The sequence below is a fragment of the Marinomonas primoryensis genome, from assembly GCF_013372285.1.
Lineage (GTDB): Bacteria > Pseudomonadota > Gammaproteobacteria > Pseudomonadales > Marinomonadaceae > Marinomonas > Marinomonas primoryensis.
This window is the reverse complement of sequence record NZ_CP054301.1, coordinates 1,158,142-1,174,772: the sequence shown is the minus strand read 5'-3', so window position 1 is coordinate 1,174,772 and position 16,631 is coordinate 1,158,142. Positions and strand designations below refer to the sequence as shown.

The following is a 16,631-nucleotide window of genomic DNA, read 5'->3' as shown; positions in this document are numbered from 1 at the left end:
TGTCTACTTTTTCTTATTACTGTGCTTCTTGCTTACTATGGCATTAGGGGCTTCGAAGATGTTGATCGATTTTCCTGTCGCTGGGGTGTTCTTCTGTGCTTTTTCGATCTCGTCCATCTTTTTTGCAAACTCGTCGTCTGTCATGTCGCGCCAGTATCGTGGGTTACGGTTATGCTCTTTGTCGTAAGCGATGGTGGTGGGGTCGCGTTGACGTGCTGGTTCTAAGACTAAAATGTCTGGCAGAGGCTGGCTGATGTCCATGTAGCGTTGAACCATGTTCCAAAAACGATGGTATTCGATTACTTTATGATTGGCGCCCATGGAGCCACTAATCGGCACCCCTACTGAATAATCCTGGTAACGATGAATTAAAGTTAAGGAGTAATTTAAAAAGCCCTGCTGAGTCGGTGACGACATCAACACACAATCAAACTCGATAAAGAGATGTGTAAAAAAAGGCTTATTCTTTTTAAACAAGGTCACCATACCAGTAGTACGATTTAGCTCAAATATCCGGCTCGGACGTAAAAACGGTGCCAGAAACATATAGCCTGCATGCAACAGCTTATAGTGAATATAAATCAGCAAACAAGGTAAGGTCGCGTACAAAGTAAGTCCCCAAAAAAGATCAGACATTCCATCATTCCACACAAAAACGATTTCCCCCTCACCGAAAAGGAGTCCTGATAAAAAAAGTATATATGCCAAAGGCAATACCATGAATAGACAGCCGTTAGTAATGCTAACCATGATGGCATAGACTTGAGACCAGCCCGTTAAGCCCTCTCCGTTGAGACTCTGCTCATCCCAATACACCTCCTGTTGGTTTATGGCTGCTATTTTGGCCATTTCGGAAGGGGTAATCTTGTCCAGACCATAGACGGTGATGCTGTCCGTGGTTTCACTGAACGAAAAGGGCTTGCCGCTGGTCATCATACGGCGTAAGAAGCCCTTTTCTTGGCGTGACCTTTGTGGTGCAAAACTCTGTGAATTATAAGCCGTGTCTTGGTATTCACTTACTGAACGGTGGTCTTGTGCTGCTTGCTGGTCGTTTTGTTTGCTTTTAGAGGCATTAACAAAGGCCATGTATTCTATCCTTTACTGTCTAGCGCTTATGGCGCGGATTCGTTTCCCCTTAGAGCGAGATGTTTGTCGTTTTAGGGTGTCGTGTCTCTTGCTATTCTGTCATGGTTTTTGATTGGGAGTTATGGTGATGGCTTGATTGCCCCAAGATTTTTCATCCTCCATAAAATGCGGTGGATCAAATACAGGGTCCTCGAAGGCGGCTTGATCTAACGCGGGCATCGGAAACACCTCATCACCTATGTGCAGCCGGACTCGTGCGATAAAGGCTTTTGCATAGCGGTAACTATGAACCTTCCCGCCCCACAAAGAACTATCACTATGAGAGGTTGGTAATGCTGTATCGTGTTTTACAAAATAAACCGTGCTGTCTGGCCCATCCGTTTGCGCTATGATTGACAGTGGTTTGCTGCCCAACGGTTTGACTTCCTCGTCATGGGAAATACCGATTCGAGAGCGGGTTTCTATTTTCTCTAGCATGGCAGGACGAGCATAAAAATCGATACTTGCGTTGTCCTCCCCCATGAGTGTTGCGAGGTTACTGCTCACTCGTATCGCATGGGTGACGCCTTTGGCCTGCATGGCGGCATTAAAGCCCTCTGGCAAGCCGGTTTGGCGATCATATTGGTAGGCTTTTATTTCCACAGAGAACAGGCAATTTACAAAGCGCTCGAACGCGACTTTATTATCCTGTAGGTGGGCGTATTGCTCACCTGGGTCGTCGGCAAAGGGGCCATTTTTTAGCCACTCTTCAATAGGTGTGTCTAAGAACAACATGTATAAAAGTGCCCCTGTTACCGCAATGCCAATTCCTAACCAGGCAATCGGCCCCATACCAAATAAAATAGGGACACTGGTGGTAAACAAGCCCGTGGCAATAGTAGACATACCGGTTCCCACGGCCACCATGTACATAGCAGCACTAGCATCGTCGTCATTTTTGGCGGACAAGCGAAGGGCCTCCCAGAAGGCCATACCAGCGGTCAATAAGCCACCAACAAGCCCCGCCACGGCCAAACGGCTCAGACTAGCAACTAATTCGGCACTACCTATCCTTAACTGAGGCAGTGTAATCATTGTCTTATTAGCTGCGCGGGTTAACAGTGAGGCATTTTGGCCGTGCAAATTGGCCGCATGGGTCACCGCCACACTCAAGTCCACAGATGCACTAACCATATATCCAAATGAAGGTAGTCTATCTTTACCTTTATAAAAACTTTCAAAATACTTAAAGTTTAACACCAAATTCACTGTTTCAATGGCAACAATCCAGTACGGGATTCGGATGCGCTCGTAGACGTTGCTGCTGTTGATCTCAGGGTTGTTCATGTTCCTTAACGCACGCTGCGTATTGGCTTGGTTATAGGCTTGCGCCATTTCACTGTCTTCTGGCAACACCACCACTTTTAGGTTGCCGCGCTCTGCCAAATTGGCTTTGTCCGCGTTACTAAACGGCTTTTTGTTGGACGCCACGACTAAGCGGCCATTTTCCTCACGCAATTGACCTTGTAGCCCTTTACGTCGTTTATTTTTGATGTGCTCTCTGTCATCAGCACTCAGGCCAAACTCCAGCCCTTGACCATGCACGCCCACCACATAGCCCTTGGTTTCTGCCCCCTGCGCTGAGGTAAACAACATTTTGCCAAGATAGGTCGGATTCGTTGCCTTAGTTAAGGCCAATACGGAGGCATAGGCTTGATTAAACTGGATGACTTTTGCTTCTGACGCCAAGTCTTTTATTGACATTAACGCTTCGTAGTAGCTACTTAAAATACTATTCAGAATGCTGCTCACACGCCTTGCTTGAGAAAACGCATCTTGCACTTTATCGGACAGAGAGGCTGGCACATTGCTCTTGGTAATAAACACAAGGTCGATAACTTCCAGTTGGTCGTCTTCGAGTTCAAAATCGTTCTGGCTCCATTGCGCTAAGCTCTCCGGAGTAGCAAAGCCAGAGCCGTCATTCAGAGCTTCTGGCGGTGTATACTCGGAGTCTAAGGTAACAGACCCTTCTTCAACAAATAGCACCTTACAAAGAGGATGGCTACTGGAGGATAAGACACTTCTGAGGGTAGCATGACAGTCTTCTACACTCAGACTTTTTATCTGATTAAGAGGCCGATCAGCCGGCAGGTGGTCATAGATATAGTGGTATTTTGAAAAGGCGTCGATTTTGTCGATGTTAATACTCAATGCGCTCATAGCATGACCGACGATCTTGTGTGCACCTGCTGAGTTCAGGCCATTTAGTGAAGAAATATCACGCAAGACATCTGCCGTACGTTGACTATTGAGTGTTTGATCAACGTAATATTGCAGTTCTTTGATGTCACGATTCGCAATCAAGCGCTCTCGTGTACGTAATGTCCGATGAAAACGTCCGCTTAAATCTCGACTGACATCACTATTAAATTTATAAAGTGCGTTGTCTTGTTGGCCGAAGCGTTCAGTCATGATCATTTGTTGTGTCAGTTCGGCGGTCTGATAATATTCTTGTTGGCTCATATCCACATACAATTGCTGCATGTACGCCGCGCCAGAAAGCACTATAAAGGCACGCTGTTTTAAATCAAACACTGGGTCATCGAGCACTAAGGTTCTTAGCTGACGAGCTTTGGCATCACCAAGATAATCAAGACTTTGTGAGGCCTCCCAGTTTTTGTCTAAGTCATTGTCGTTGGTAATCAGGGACTTTAACGCCGTTTCTTTCATGCCGTATTCGTATTGAAACGCACTTCGATGCATTAGGGCTTCGAATTGTTCGTCACCATTATTATTGGCTTTTTCTATGCCACTTTTGATGTCTGTGTATTGTTGGTTTAAGCTACTTCCGGTTAGGTCACGATTGAACTTAATCGGCTCAGCGATATGCCATTCAATGTCCGCACGAGCTCTCATTTCAGGTAAGCTGCTGGCAAAGAGTACACAACCCTCTTTTGTTCGGTTGCTGGGCGGGTTATCCGCGCCTTTTAACTCGTGTAAAGATTGCGCGCGTTTTTTCAGTTCAGATAGATTCGCTTCAAGATAATTTAAGCGCTCACCACTCCATGGCACATCGGAGTAGGCAAGATGCACAAGAGTGTCTTTGTTATTATCTTTTACTGGCAGCCAGATGTCTTTTAGGGGGTTACCCACGGCCTCACGTTTGTCTGATGAGAAAGTATCATTTTCGCCTGTGCGATATGCAGATAAATCCACATCCTGAAACTGCACACCTTCACTATCGGATGCGTGTATTTCCAGCTCTCGCCAGACTTTATTGTTATAAAACACGTACAGGTATCCATTACGGGTGGGTGCGTAACGTTCATTATCTTGTAGGTGTTTATTGTAAGTGGGTAATAGGGTAAGGGGCACAATGGAGTGCAATAGGTAATCCTGCTCACCATCAATCCGTTCTTTTGCTTGCGCATCGTCATACAGCGGCAGTGTAATGTCGCCATTTTCCGCCGCAATCGATAAGCAAGCGTTTATTGGTGAGGCGTTTTTTTTCCACTCCCAACTATAGATACTGGTATCGCCTAATGGCTGGCAGACTTTTTTGCCTTCTATGTCTTTTTTCCGACTGTCGTCTTTTGCACCATAAAATTGAAAGCTGTAGCTTGGGTCATGCTGTATACCCGTTACTTCAATAAATAATTTAGTGGTATCACAGGCAGGACCTGAGCCTATTTTATCCGTTAGCATACGATCTATCCCTTTTTAGACGCGTTTTTATATGGTGCAGTTTTTTTGATTCACTCAGTGTTTGGATAAAAGCAACATCGAGACTTTCAATAAGGCTTTTATCAAGGTTATTTCCGTCTGCACCGACTTCTCTGAAGTTATCATCAAGGTTTTCATTTGTATGATCATGCTCGTTACATAACAAAAGATATTGATAAACATGGTCCCGCTCGACCAACCCCAAAGTGCTAGCATCACAAAAAAAACTCCGATACCTAAGCCACTGCTGACTGCTTTTCACACTTATTGAGGCGCTTAAAAAAAACTCGGCTAAGACTTTATCCACTTTTTTAAGTTCAAGCGCGGCTTTTTGTGACTCTGTGATGCTCCATAGTGAAGGCGGAGGACTGGTATCCACTGGTGGCGCGTCTGAGAGGTTCCAAATATGGCACCATAAAGCTTGATTTGGAGAATTGTTTGCCCCATACCACCATATTTTCTTAATCGGCCCAAGCCACACAGCAGTTTCATTAGTATCAGCTTCCCCAAACCAATAATTGGCGACATTTGGATTAGAGAAATGTAAAACGCCCTTCCTGTCTGAAGAAAATAACACCAGTAAGCGTTGGCGCAAGTGCATTAATAATTCGTCGAAGCTTGTTGTGTCAGCAACAGAAATCACAATGCCAGACCAACCATTTTGAACAACCGCATTACGTTCGTATTGCTTAAGTACAAAATCGCCTTCGTGCACTCTTATGACATAAGGACTCACTTCAAGCAGTTCTGATAATTCTGAATTAAGGTACAAAATGGCATTATCAGCGCCCCCATTATGAGCATACATATCCGCCATTAAGTTAGGCATACTCCCCGGCAAGCGGTTTGCAATTAGGTAATGCTGTAAATTGGGTTGAAGCGAACCGGCCTGTAGATGGAACGTATCGGATGTGTTCATCAATTAATTATTCCCACAAGGACAATCCGTTAGTGGGCAGGTACCATCGGCTTTTTTCTGGCACACTTCAGTCACGGGTTCATCTTGTTGTTGATCGGATATCAATTGTTGTTTCAGTGCAGGAGTCGGTGTAATAACGATTTTTTCAGGAGGCGCTATACTTTTTTCTCCCTTAGGTAATAGAGCCACTGCGCCACTAAATCCACTGCCCGCTCCTGCACTGCCACCGGAGTTAAGTTTAATGACCCCGCCGACAACCGATACACCCGCTGCATCTATTTTGATGAAGCTGCCGCCAGCCAATAGGGTGATTTCAGCGCCAGCCTCTATCACTACTTTGTTGCCGCTTTTAAGATGTATTTCATTGGCAGCATCGAGTATCGCTTTCGAGCCTACTTTTTGTTGTAGGTTACCGTCGATGATGTCGGTTTTGTCTTTGAAGACCTTAAGGCGGCATTCGCCTTCGATGGTTAAGTGGCTGTCTTTTTTGATCTCGGTAAAACGGTCATTGCCGATGTTGACATGCTGGTCGTGACCGATCTGGGTGAGTTGGTCGTTGAGTATGTCTTCTTGTTGGTCTTTTTGTGCGTGTAGGTACACTTTTTCATGATCAACTTGGTCTTCAAAACTGATTTCGTTGAAGCCTTTGCCTTGGTGGGTGTCACTTCGCCAGACGGTTTTGGTTTTGTGTTCTGGTAAGACGTACGGGGGCGTGTTTTTGGCGTGGTAGGTTCTTCCTGTCACGATGGGCTGATCTGGGTCACCGTTTAAAAAGCTGACGATCACTTCACTGCCAATACGGGGGATCGCCATCATGCCATGTTGGTTCCCAGCCCAACCTTGGGAGACGCGTATCCAGCACGAACTTTGGTCGTTGGCAGCGCTGTATCGGTCCCATGGAAAGTGGATTTTGACTCGTCCATGGTCGTCGCAGTAGATTTCTTCGTCTTGGGGGCCGACAACGGTGGCCATCATTGGGCCATCCACGTTGGGTTTGGGCTGTGGGGTGGCCTGCCAGTTGGTGGCTGTGGGAATCAGGGTAAAGGTGTTGTGGTAGGTCGTTGCGCCGGTGTGACCTTCTTCTTCTAGTGCCTGAGGCTGATTGCCTTGATGGGTCACTTGCACTGGCACCCACACTTGGTTCATTTTATCGTCGATGTGATCGGTGACGGTGATTCTCGCCCCCGCCTGAATCGCGGCGTCGTTGCTTTTACCGACGACGGTGTGAGCGGTTCGACGTAGATATTCCAATCGTATGCGCGCAAAGGCTTTGCCTGTTTCGTCGTCTTTGAACCGCCCTGGCGAATCAAAGTATTCATACGCTTGATGCTGGTAATCCATGTCGTGGCCTTCTTGTTGATGCAAGAAGCGGTAATCGGGCTTTTTAAAGCTGTAATCCTTGAGCACACTTTGGCTTGGAAAGGATTGGGTGTGTTCGGTCAAGGTGGAGATATAAGGGCTATTGTCTACACCACCGGACAACACGTTGTAGGGAATGGCACGATCATGCAGGGACATGGACTGGCTTTTGTCGACGACGTTAAGGGTATGTTTTCCCTTGAGGTAGGTACCTTCTTCGGACAGTGCCATGGTTTCATTGGTGAAGTAATAGACCCAACCTTCTTCAGAGGCTAAGCGGTGTAAAAAATGTAAATCCGTTTCACGGTATTGCACACAGAATTCACGTTGCTGTGGTGGGCGCTGTAGGGTGAAAAGGTAATCGGTGATGCCCATTTCTTCGAGCAGTTGGACGATGATTTCTTGCGCGCTTTTCTTTTGGAAAATACGACTGTTGTGACGCAAAGCAAGACGTTCAAGGGCAGGAACAAGACTTAAGGCATAGTAAGTATGGTGGTGACCTGTGTCGCCTTTTTCAAAGTGGCGGACAATGCCATGAACTCGCTGTACTAACAGACCATTACGAACAATACGCAATTCGGCATGCTTATCGACAATCTGATCGGCACTGAGGTCTGAGCGTCGACTGGCAAGCGTCAGTTGATACCGAAAACCATAACAGGGAGAGCCATCTTGTAGAAGGGTGTCCGATAAAGATTCATGCCCTTGGTACTCTCGTACGACCAAGGTGTCTTCTTCGATTCCGTCGAGGACCAATGTAAACGTCAATGTCGTCATACTACCTTCCTTTGTGATGACTGGGTGTTCTGTTTTCTCCGTAAACACGAAGGCATATTAACACACACAAAAACCGCCTGTGAACACAGGCGGTTTTATCAATCAGAGCCTCTACCATCGACGCTTACGCTTCGATGGGTTTACTCCAATCGTCCGAACCCGACGTGCCAGAGCTGACGTGGTCCCACGTGATTTTGCGGTACGCAAGTGACACCGCAATGTTTTGTGTGAAGTTGCCGTTTGCCGGATCTTGGCAATGGGGCATTTCACATTTGATGTCAACAATCACCGCGCCTTCCAGTGCCGTCACGAAGAAGTTTTCTTGCTTGCCTTCTGACGAGGTGCGGTACCATTTTAGTTCCACTTTAGACAACTTCTCACCAGAAGATAAAGCGTTGTACAGAAGAGGAACGGCTTTGTTCAGTGCCACCGTGAACACAAACGGCTTATGAACACGCTGGCCTGATGGGTTACCTGACTGAGGGTTCGTAGGTACGGTCACAACGTGATCAAATTGCTGTACAAGCATCTCATCATCGTGGCCTTCCAAGCCCACATCTCCGATAGAGTCGACCGACATCGCGCCTGCGGTGATCAAACCCTGAGATTCTCCTTCGAGAGAGATATAACATGGTGTTGGCATAGTAACATTCCTTATTCGTCGCATTGTAAATGGATGATGTTTTTCATAAAACACAACCAAGGTAATAGCAACAAGAGTGCCAACTACAAAATATCAATGATTTCAACTAGTTAGAAAATCAGAAATCTATCAGTGAGCAACAATCCGCCTGAGATCGAGCGGAAAGTTGCCCAGCGAGCAATAATCCGCTCGGTAGGCAATACTAATAAAAGGAAATATAAAAAGATAAATTCCATACAAACGATGCTCAATTATTATTAATAACTGAGGTAGGTCATTAAAAAAAATGTAGAGGCGGCACTAATTAAGCTAGCCGCCAACACTAAACCAGTATTACTCCAAGAAAATCTTTCTGCATCTGATCTCTCTTTACCCATAGTCTGGTAGCGCATTTCAAGACGATCAATATGTTCGATAATCTCTACAGTGGCATTCTCAAGCCCATTTTCATGTGTCGCTTGTTGCCTGCCAATGAAATCACTTAGTAAGTAACACTCTCTTTCACAGCGGTATAAATCACGCAGTGTGTCATAAGTAGGCTGCAGCTTTTTGATATCTTTTGTAATTTGCTTTTGCACCCATTCCACTAGCCCCATATTGAGTTTTTGTTGTTTTAAATCGTCAGTTGCTTGACTAAGCAATACAGCGTTTATCAGGCTTAAACCATTTGCAAAGCCTTTAAAGCCCTGAGTTTTAAAAACAGCCACCGTATAATAACTGGCGATAATGAGATCAAGACCTTTCTCTTTTGCTAATGATTCTGCATCTGCACGAATTCTCTGCCAATCAATACAACCAACATTAGCGGTATCACGTTTATTTATTCGGTCTTTGATAATGCAGTAAGACTCTTCATTGCGGATTAGGCTCGAATCCGGCTCTATATAAAAATATTCACCATCAATACAAACTATGTTTTTCATGTATCTATAATTTCACAGAAAGGGGGACTCCCCCTTTAGTTAATATGAAGACGATTCATTAATATAATGTCTTAGACAAATCAAAAGACTGGAATAATCTTCGAGTAAATGGATTGGATTCCTCATCAGTATTGACTCGTATTTCCATATCGCCATCATCTACATTAAATTGGTATATCACGCCAGAATCACTTGCGCTCACCACATTCGCCTTATCTAATAAACGATATAATGCCCATGGCCCTTCTGAACTAACACTCCGGGGAGAAAAATTTGACTGCGTTGGTACCAAAGTTACTTTTGAAATGGTGGTATCTCTAAGTGTATTTGGCCATATCATTTCGACATTGCTTCTCGGACCATGACTGTATGACAGATATTGACCATCAACATTCAACACCCCTCGTCTTTTATTTGATGTTAGTTTGATTGGTTCAACGCCAAAAGCCACATCTAAAATTCCTTTTTTATTAAAGAAAGCGTCTTGTATTAACTTAGCATTCTCAAGTTGGCTCAATACATCAGAACGTATAAGTGACTTATTCTGAGTCCCTCCATTTAGGTCTAGATTTTCTTCAATGAACATTTTCAATTGATCGTTATAAAACCGATCTAAGGTACCATTAGGTGCAAAGAATGCTTCAAAATCTTGTAATGACACATCTCTATTAGAGCCTGGATCAAATGGGTATTTACCAGCAAATTTTTGTTCATATACTTTGTAAATATCATCATGCCATCGAACTTCTAAATAGCGAATAGCTTCTTGCTTAATGACATACCAGCTCTCATTAGCCAGCTTTGACATCATTGAATCGAGTGGTTTAGGCAGTCCATTTGCAATACGAGACAATGTAAAAATAGGGTCTACACTGCTCATTGAAGTGCGGGTTTTTGTGGTTTCAAGCGCCGCTCGTCCAACATCTGGAGCATCTTGAATGGCCGTCAAATACACTTTTAGCTGTTCAATAGACAACAGAACCTCCTCAAGATAAGCAGGTTTGCCATCCGTTGTCTCAAGCATATTATTAAGATCCGTAAAGGGAACATCGATTTTTAGCGCCATATTGTATTTAGCGCTTTTTTGAACCTCTTCCCTTGCTGCTTTATCTTCTGGAATTTCAGGAAATAACTTGGTGTTGTCTCCTAAGGTTGATAGTAGTCTTTGTAAGGGTTCTGAATTACCTGTCAAATTATCCAGTATATCCACAGCCTCATTAATATTACTAAAATACTTAATATCAATTTCATTCAATAGCGCACGCCAGGTATTGGTATAATCAGACACGTAAGAACTTCGTATCTTCTCTTTTAAAGCCTGTTTATCTGCTTTACTAAATTGAGCAGATTCGGTCTGTCCTAATACCCAACTATCAATCAATGCTAAGTCAGATACAGATTCAGACTCAGGTACAAAATAACTTTCAAAGCCGTCCTTTGATAACATTTTAGGAACATACAGTTTATTGCTCCCAACTTCTCTTTCATCAAAGACAAGGTCAAAAGCTGGGCCGACCAATGAACGAACATTGATTGGAGATCCTAATGTAGTTTGAGCGGATAGCTTTAAATTTCGATAAACACGCTCATCAATAGGCAATGCACCTAGTTCACTTTGTACTTTGGCAATTAGTTTTTCATAGGGTTTAAGGACTGCGATAGCGCTCTCATCACCATTTTCACGCTGTGTGTATAAGTCGGTATGTTGTAATGCATACTCTAAATGTTGTAATAATTTGTCTTGAATTTCTTTGTTACCAGAAAATTTAATTTGCCATTTTCTAGAAAAATAATTCAATACGAAATCATCATAACGTCCGCTTTTGTCTACGAGCATTCTATAAACACGCAGCACAGCCAACCTATCTTCATCATTATTTGCTTCTTTAAGATCAGCAATTAGATCCACCATTAAAGAAGGTAAATATCGAAACTCAAGGAGGCTTAAATAAGTTGTTTCTACCTGTGGCCCTATCATATGACCCTGATATAACCCTAAGTCTGAGATATACATAGGCTTATCCCGAAAGAAACCAAACTCTAATGTTGCATCACGAATAGTGTTTAAAGGGGGTAATATCTCTTTTTGTGAAACCAGCTTAGAACCTTCTGGGTACTCATGCATATAGGTATTGACCTTACTGAGTACGGCATCGGTTTGATTGATATTTTTTATGTAATAACGATGCCATGAACCTAGTAATATAAGTGATGCAACACTACATGCTAAAAAGCTCATCAGCATTATTCGCTTTTTCTGTCGAGTAACCCGAAAATTATCTGATGCAATTCCAGCTTCAGGATAAATGATGTTGTTAAAAAGAGTTTTGGTGAAGTACATCGTTGAATTTTTAGCGTCTTGAGCTCTATTTATCGCATGCGTCAATCCATATCGCCTAGAGGCTGCATCATCAAACGCGTTCGTTGGAACACCTTGCTGATAAACAGAAGCAAAATATACCCCCCGAACCAATGCAGAAGTAGAAAATTGATCACTACTTAGTGCGTCTTGAAAAAAAACAGACAACACTTCTTTTAAACCACTTATTTGTCTTGTGAAACTATAAATAGCATTACGCTCTTCATCGTCAATGCCTTTAGCAACAATATGAGGTAATGTTTCACTGACTTTATTGATAAATTCATCATACTCTGTATCAAATTCAGTCATCCAACGATCATGATTTTCAACGGAGCCAAGAGAAAAAGTAAAACCTAACACTTCGTCTCTTTGGTCCTTTGTATAGCCGGCAAAAAAAGGTTCAAAGCCGTAAAGCAAATCGAGCTTTGTCAGTGTAATGTAGACGGGTAAACGAGTAGATAAAGTCTCCATTAGCTCACGGATCCTTGACCTTAAAATAGTCGCATAGGCTTTTCTTTCGTAGACAGTTGACGTCGCTAATTTTGATATATCAATCGCCAAAACGATACCATTTAAGGGGCGACGGCTTCGTGTTCGCTCAAGCCAACAAATGAAATGCTCCCATAACCGCTTTTCCATAACACCGTCATTATCGGAGTCTAGACCATCTTTTCCTTGCGTCAAAAGCTCACCATCAGGATCAATCAATACCGACTTATCACCTATCCACCAATCAAATGAATAAGGGTTTCCACTCCCCTTCCCTGATGTTTTCAGTACAGATGAAAAAGCATAGTTTTGGCCAGATCTATTAATAAGACTGGTCTTACCCGCATTCTCTAAACCCATGACAAGATACCAAGGTAAGGAGTAAAGATAGTTTCTTTTGTTTAAATTCTCCTTCATGCTAAGCATGACGCTGTTTAACTCTTCTTCCTGTCGTTCTTCTGCTGCTTTAACAGGGTCTTCTTTTAACGCTTCTTCTTTTTGCAATACTGCGGTATAGGCTGCAAGTTTTCGCCACTGAAATACCCCCCAAATAGCGATGCAAGTAAGAGTAAATATTGCCATGGTTAATACGCGAGCACTAATGCTACTAAAGGGCATTTCACCATCGAACTCGAACCAAGGGCCCGCCCACCAAATGGCAGCATTAACTAAAATAATGGTCAATATAATTAAAAAAGGCAGTGCCGCAGTTAAACTCGGTACTATTTTTTTTAATAAGCCAACTAGAGATTTAAACATGAACTATCCTTGATTTATTTAACTGTAGTATGCTTTTTTAATCGTTTTAATAAAGAGGGTTCCCACTCTGAAACTGACATCGATTCAAGTTGGGAACTTAGGTGCTGAAATTGCTGTTGGGCTAAATCATTTAGTTTATTCTCTTGCATTAACTCTGTAGAAATTAAACGCCAATAGAAGTTATCTCTTGGCTCTATCGACTTGCTAAGACCATCATTAATCATTGATAAAGCCGCTCCAATACCATCAGTTTCGACTAATACGGCGACCTTATTTTTTCTCTCTTGCCAGCTTTCCCCATTTTCAACTTTCATCACACTGTCATCGATTCTTTCTAACCAGCTTAAGCATGTATCAGATACAAATGGCTCGCCGCCTTTGAAAGTGAATTGATACAAATTTGGTAAGCGCAAAAGAAAATTTTGAGTTTCCGCTAAGATGGCTTGTGCACAGCGATGATGGCCTAATTTTTCAGCAATCTGATAACTTAAATACTGACCATCAAACCAATATGGTGCTAGGGTTAAGGTTTGTTCTACTCGCTTCCATAGATCTAAATTTGGACTCTGAAATAGCCCCCAATATTCTTTAATTCGCTCTTCAGGTAGTGCACTAATCAAGGTTTTACTATTGGAGTGATCGGGCAATGACTCAATAGGAGACCAAACAGCATGCCTACGCATTCGTATCGCTAAGTCAATACTGGCTTCTTGCTCAAAAAGAAAATCGGCCACTTTTAAAAGTGTTTTCTTCGTCGCCTTCGGTGAGCTGTTATCTACACTGACAAGTATATTAGAGGTAGGAGGTGGTGGATTAATGGGTGTCACATCATAATTAGAATCATTATGTTCATTTATAACTTCGATCTTTGGTTTAGAGTTTTTAAGCTTCCTCTTGATCGCTTCTAATATGGTATCGACAGAATCAGAATTGAGAGCGTTTTCTTGAAGTACTTTTTCCCAATATGACGTTGCCAAATTAAGTTCATCTCGTTCCTCTTCACTAAATTGGCTAAAGTTCAGCTTGTCCAACGCAAGACTAAATCTTTGTATTATTTGGCTAAAAAACTTACGCCTAGGTAAGTTCCCTTTTTTACCTGCTACTGGATAACAGGCTTTCCAATACTCACTGATAAAGTCAGCAAGTACAAAAATTGATAATGAGAAACTTTGCGGTGTATTCTTATTGTGAAAACACTGAAGCAAATAGGTTAATAATTTAATATCCTTAGTCTTCTCATTAAAAAGTGAAATTAGTACCTCTTCAACCTTAAGCCACTGCACTGAGCCATGGGCTAAAGAGCCTACTTTCATCATTTGGTCTTCAACAAAATCATATAGCGGATCATTAACTGAACTCGCACCAACTGGATTATCAACAGATATTGGCTTATTTATTACGTTTCGAATAGACGAAGTATTCATAACACTCTCTTACCAATTACAACGTTCGCGAACGGACTGAATGACGTCAACCAAACTATCTGTCTCAAAGTGAAGACCATCGATTGCTGGGCTATTAGAACGGATAACTAACTCATTCGTTAACAACATCCTTTTTATATGATGTATCGCAACTACCCCTCGACCAGAGGAAAGCAATAAACCACTGTCGTCGTTTCGCCAAAAATTAGTCTCTGTAGTTCCCAAAGATACCTTAACCCGCCCATCATCAATCGGTTCAGAAAGCGCAAGCTCTATGCGACTAATTCCACTAATACAACTTAATATTAATAATGGAGCATCCAGTTTCTTAGGATTAGTTGCAGGTATTGTGATCCATACATCTGCATTATTTTCGGCAACACTTAGCAGTGGCTGAGATCCAGACAAACGTTTAAGTTCACTAGTGGTTGCCCTTATCCAAGACTTTGACTTATCTGTATTACTTCTCCTGCCATAAATAGGCGTTGAAAACACAGTGTCAAAACACTCAAGACGCTGTATTTTCAATTCTATATTTGTACAAGCAGTAGCACCTTTTGTTTTATCTAGATCATTTACTTCCTTAGCAAAAGAAAAAGATGCCAAACTTGAAAAAATAATTAGTATAAAAAATGAAAAATGATATTTAATCATTACTAACTATCTCCAATTTTAAACATTTATCTGCCAGAGTTCGTTTAGGAATACCTAGACTCTCAGCAGTTTTTGCTCTATCACCATCAAATTCACGAAGCCTTGATGTTATAATATTGGTTTCATATTCCTTTAAAGCCCCTTTTAGATCGCTAATAATTTTACTTCCAATACCAATTTCTAATACAGCGATACCTTCACTACCTAAATTTTTATCCAGTCGATCTATAATGTGTGAAAATATCACTTGTTCACCATCTTCAGTCTGAGTACATCCATATTCAATAAGATGTTTCAATTCTCGAACATTTCCTGGAAACTGATAACTCATCAAATAATCAAGTGCTTTATGATGTAAACCTCGAACAGTATATTTATGCTCTGTATTATAATTATTAATAAAATAGCGACTCAACAGTTCAACATCCTCTATTCGATCTGAGAGCTTCGGTAAAATAATAGGGTATTGATAAATTCGGTAATATAAATCTTTTCTGAATTTTCCATTTGAAACATGCTCTTTAAGGTTCACATGAGTTGCAACCACTAAACGGAAGTTAGAAGAAAGTTCTTTTTCAGCACCTAAAGGTCTGTATTTTTTAGATTCCAACACTCGAAGTAACTTAGCTTGTAAGGCGATGGGCATGTCACCAATCTCATCCAGAAATAAGGTTCCACCATTAGCATCAGCCAATAGACCTTTTTTATCTTTGTCCGCACCAGAGAATGCACCTTTTATATAGCCAAAGAGCTCACTTTCTAATAAGTGTTCAGGAATCGCGGCACAGTTAATTGCAACAAATTCAGCTTTACTATGTGTCGAAAGATCGTGTACTGCTCGAGATACTAACTCTTTGCCTGTCCCCGTATCTCCTTGAATCATGACAGATAAATGAGAGGCAGCTGCACTGACAACTTGCTGTCTTAATTTCTTCATAACGTCACTATTACCGATAAGAGTATTAGCAAGTCCATTGGCCATATGATTTTTTTTATTCCCTTCTTCGACTTCAACTAACGATTGAAAAAGTTGCTTAGAACTACACTTCTTCATTTCAATTTCATGAAGAAGCTGAAAATGATTAGCACATACAGAGAGGGTATTGAGAAACTCTTGATGCGTCTCTATGCTACCCATTTGATCTATGCCACTGTGCAAAACTAGAATAGTTTGCAGCTGCTTATTTTCAGCAAACATTGGAATAATAGTCACTTTTTCCAGTATATCTATTGTGCCAATTAACTGGTTGAACTCACTATTCTCTTGCCAATACAACAACTCACTATGCTGTAGTGTCATTGAAGAGTCAGAGCGAATAACATGAGAAAAAGGATGATTAAAATCAAAAACTGACCAGGTTAATTTTTTTTCATTTTGACAGTACTCAAAAAAACGACCATCTTGGCTTGCTTTTAGTACGTATACAGAGTCAAGGGCAAGCTCTTTACGAGTGACCTCTATAAGTTTGACAAGAAGTTCTGCAGAATTCCGAATTAAAACAAGTTCGGTAGCCGCTTTAAACCATCTACTCAT

10 protein-coding genes are annotated in these 16,631 nt (G+C 42.0%); all 10 read right to left on the bottom strand.

What is annotated here, in order from left to right:
• Nucleotides 1–3: 3 nt before the first annotated feature.
• A complete protein-coding gene (locus tag MP3633_RS05410) occupies nucleotides 4–1,086 on the bottom strand; it encodes a hypothetical protein (RefSeq protein ID WP_176334768.1) in 1,083 nt (360 codons plus the stop codon).
• Between the two features lie 99 nt (nucleotides 1,087–1,185).
• Entirely contained in the window at nucleotides 1,186–4,770 is a 3,585-nt protein-coding gene (locus tag MP3633_RS05405) for a toxin VasX (RefSeq protein WP_176334767.1), read from the bottom strand.
• Nucleotides 4,757–5,707, bottom strand: coding sequence for a DUF4123 domain-containing protein (locus tag MP3633_RS05400; RefSeq protein WP_176334766.1), 951 nt, complete (start codon nucleotides 5,705–5,707; stop codon nucleotides 4,757–4,759). Before MP3633_RS05400 ends, MP3633_RS05405 begins: the two co-directional genes overlap by 14 nt.
• Before the next feature lie 3 nt (nucleotides 5,708–5,710).
• Nucleotides 5,711–7,843 carry a type VI secretion system Vgr family protein gene (locus MP3633_RS05395; protein WP_176334765.1) on the bottom strand — a complete coding sequence of 711 codons (2,133 nt, stop codon included), beginning with the start codon at nucleotides 7,841–7,843 and terminating at the stop codon, nucleotides 5,711–5,713.
• Nucleotides 7,844–7,967: 124 nt separating this feature from the next.
• Complete coding sequence (locus MP3633_RS05390; protein ID WP_176334764.1) at nucleotides 7,968–8,486, bottom strand: Hcp family type VI secretion system effector; 519 nt, start codon at nucleotides 8,484–8,486, stop codon at nucleotides 7,968–7,970.
• Between the two features lie 257 nt (nucleotides 8,487–8,743).
• A complete protein-coding gene (locus tag MP3633_RS05385; RefSeq protein ID WP_176334763.1) occupies nucleotides 8,744–9,409 on the bottom strand; it encodes a type VI secretion system ImpA family N-terminal domain-containing protein in 666 nt (221 codons plus the stop codon).
• A gap of 58 nt (nucleotides 9,410–9,467) precedes the next feature.
• Nucleotides 9,468–13,019 carry a type VI secretion system membrane subunit TssM gene (gene tssM, locus MP3633_RS05380; RefSeq protein ID WP_176334762.1) on the bottom strand — a complete coding sequence of 1,184 codons (3,552 nt, stop codon included), beginning with the start codon at nucleotides 13,017–13,019 and terminating at the stop codon, nucleotides 9,468–9,470.
• Between the two features lie 14 nt (nucleotides 13,020–13,033).
• Nucleotides 13,034–14,443 (bottom strand): type VI secretion system protein TssA, encoded by a 1,410-nt coding sequence (gene tssA / locus MP3633_RS05375; RefSeq protein ID WP_176334761.1) that lies wholly within the window; start codon nucleotides 14,441–14,443, stop codon nucleotides 13,034–13,036.
• Between the two features lie 9 nt (nucleotides 14,444–14,452).
• Nucleotides 14,453–15,097: a type VI secretion system-associated protein VasI gene (gene vasI / locus MP3633_RS05370; protein WP_176334760.1), complete on the bottom strand. Its 645-nt coding sequence runs from the start codon at nucleotides 15,095–15,097 to the stop codon at nucleotides 14,453–14,455.
• Nucleotides 15,090–16,631, bottom strand: coding sequence for a sigma-54 interaction domain-containing protein (locus MP3633_RS05365; protein ID WP_176334759.1), 1,542 nt, complete (start codon nucleotides 16,629–16,631; stop codon nucleotides 15,090–15,092). The genes vasI and MP3633_RS05365 overlap by 8 nt, the downstream gene beginning before the upstream one ends.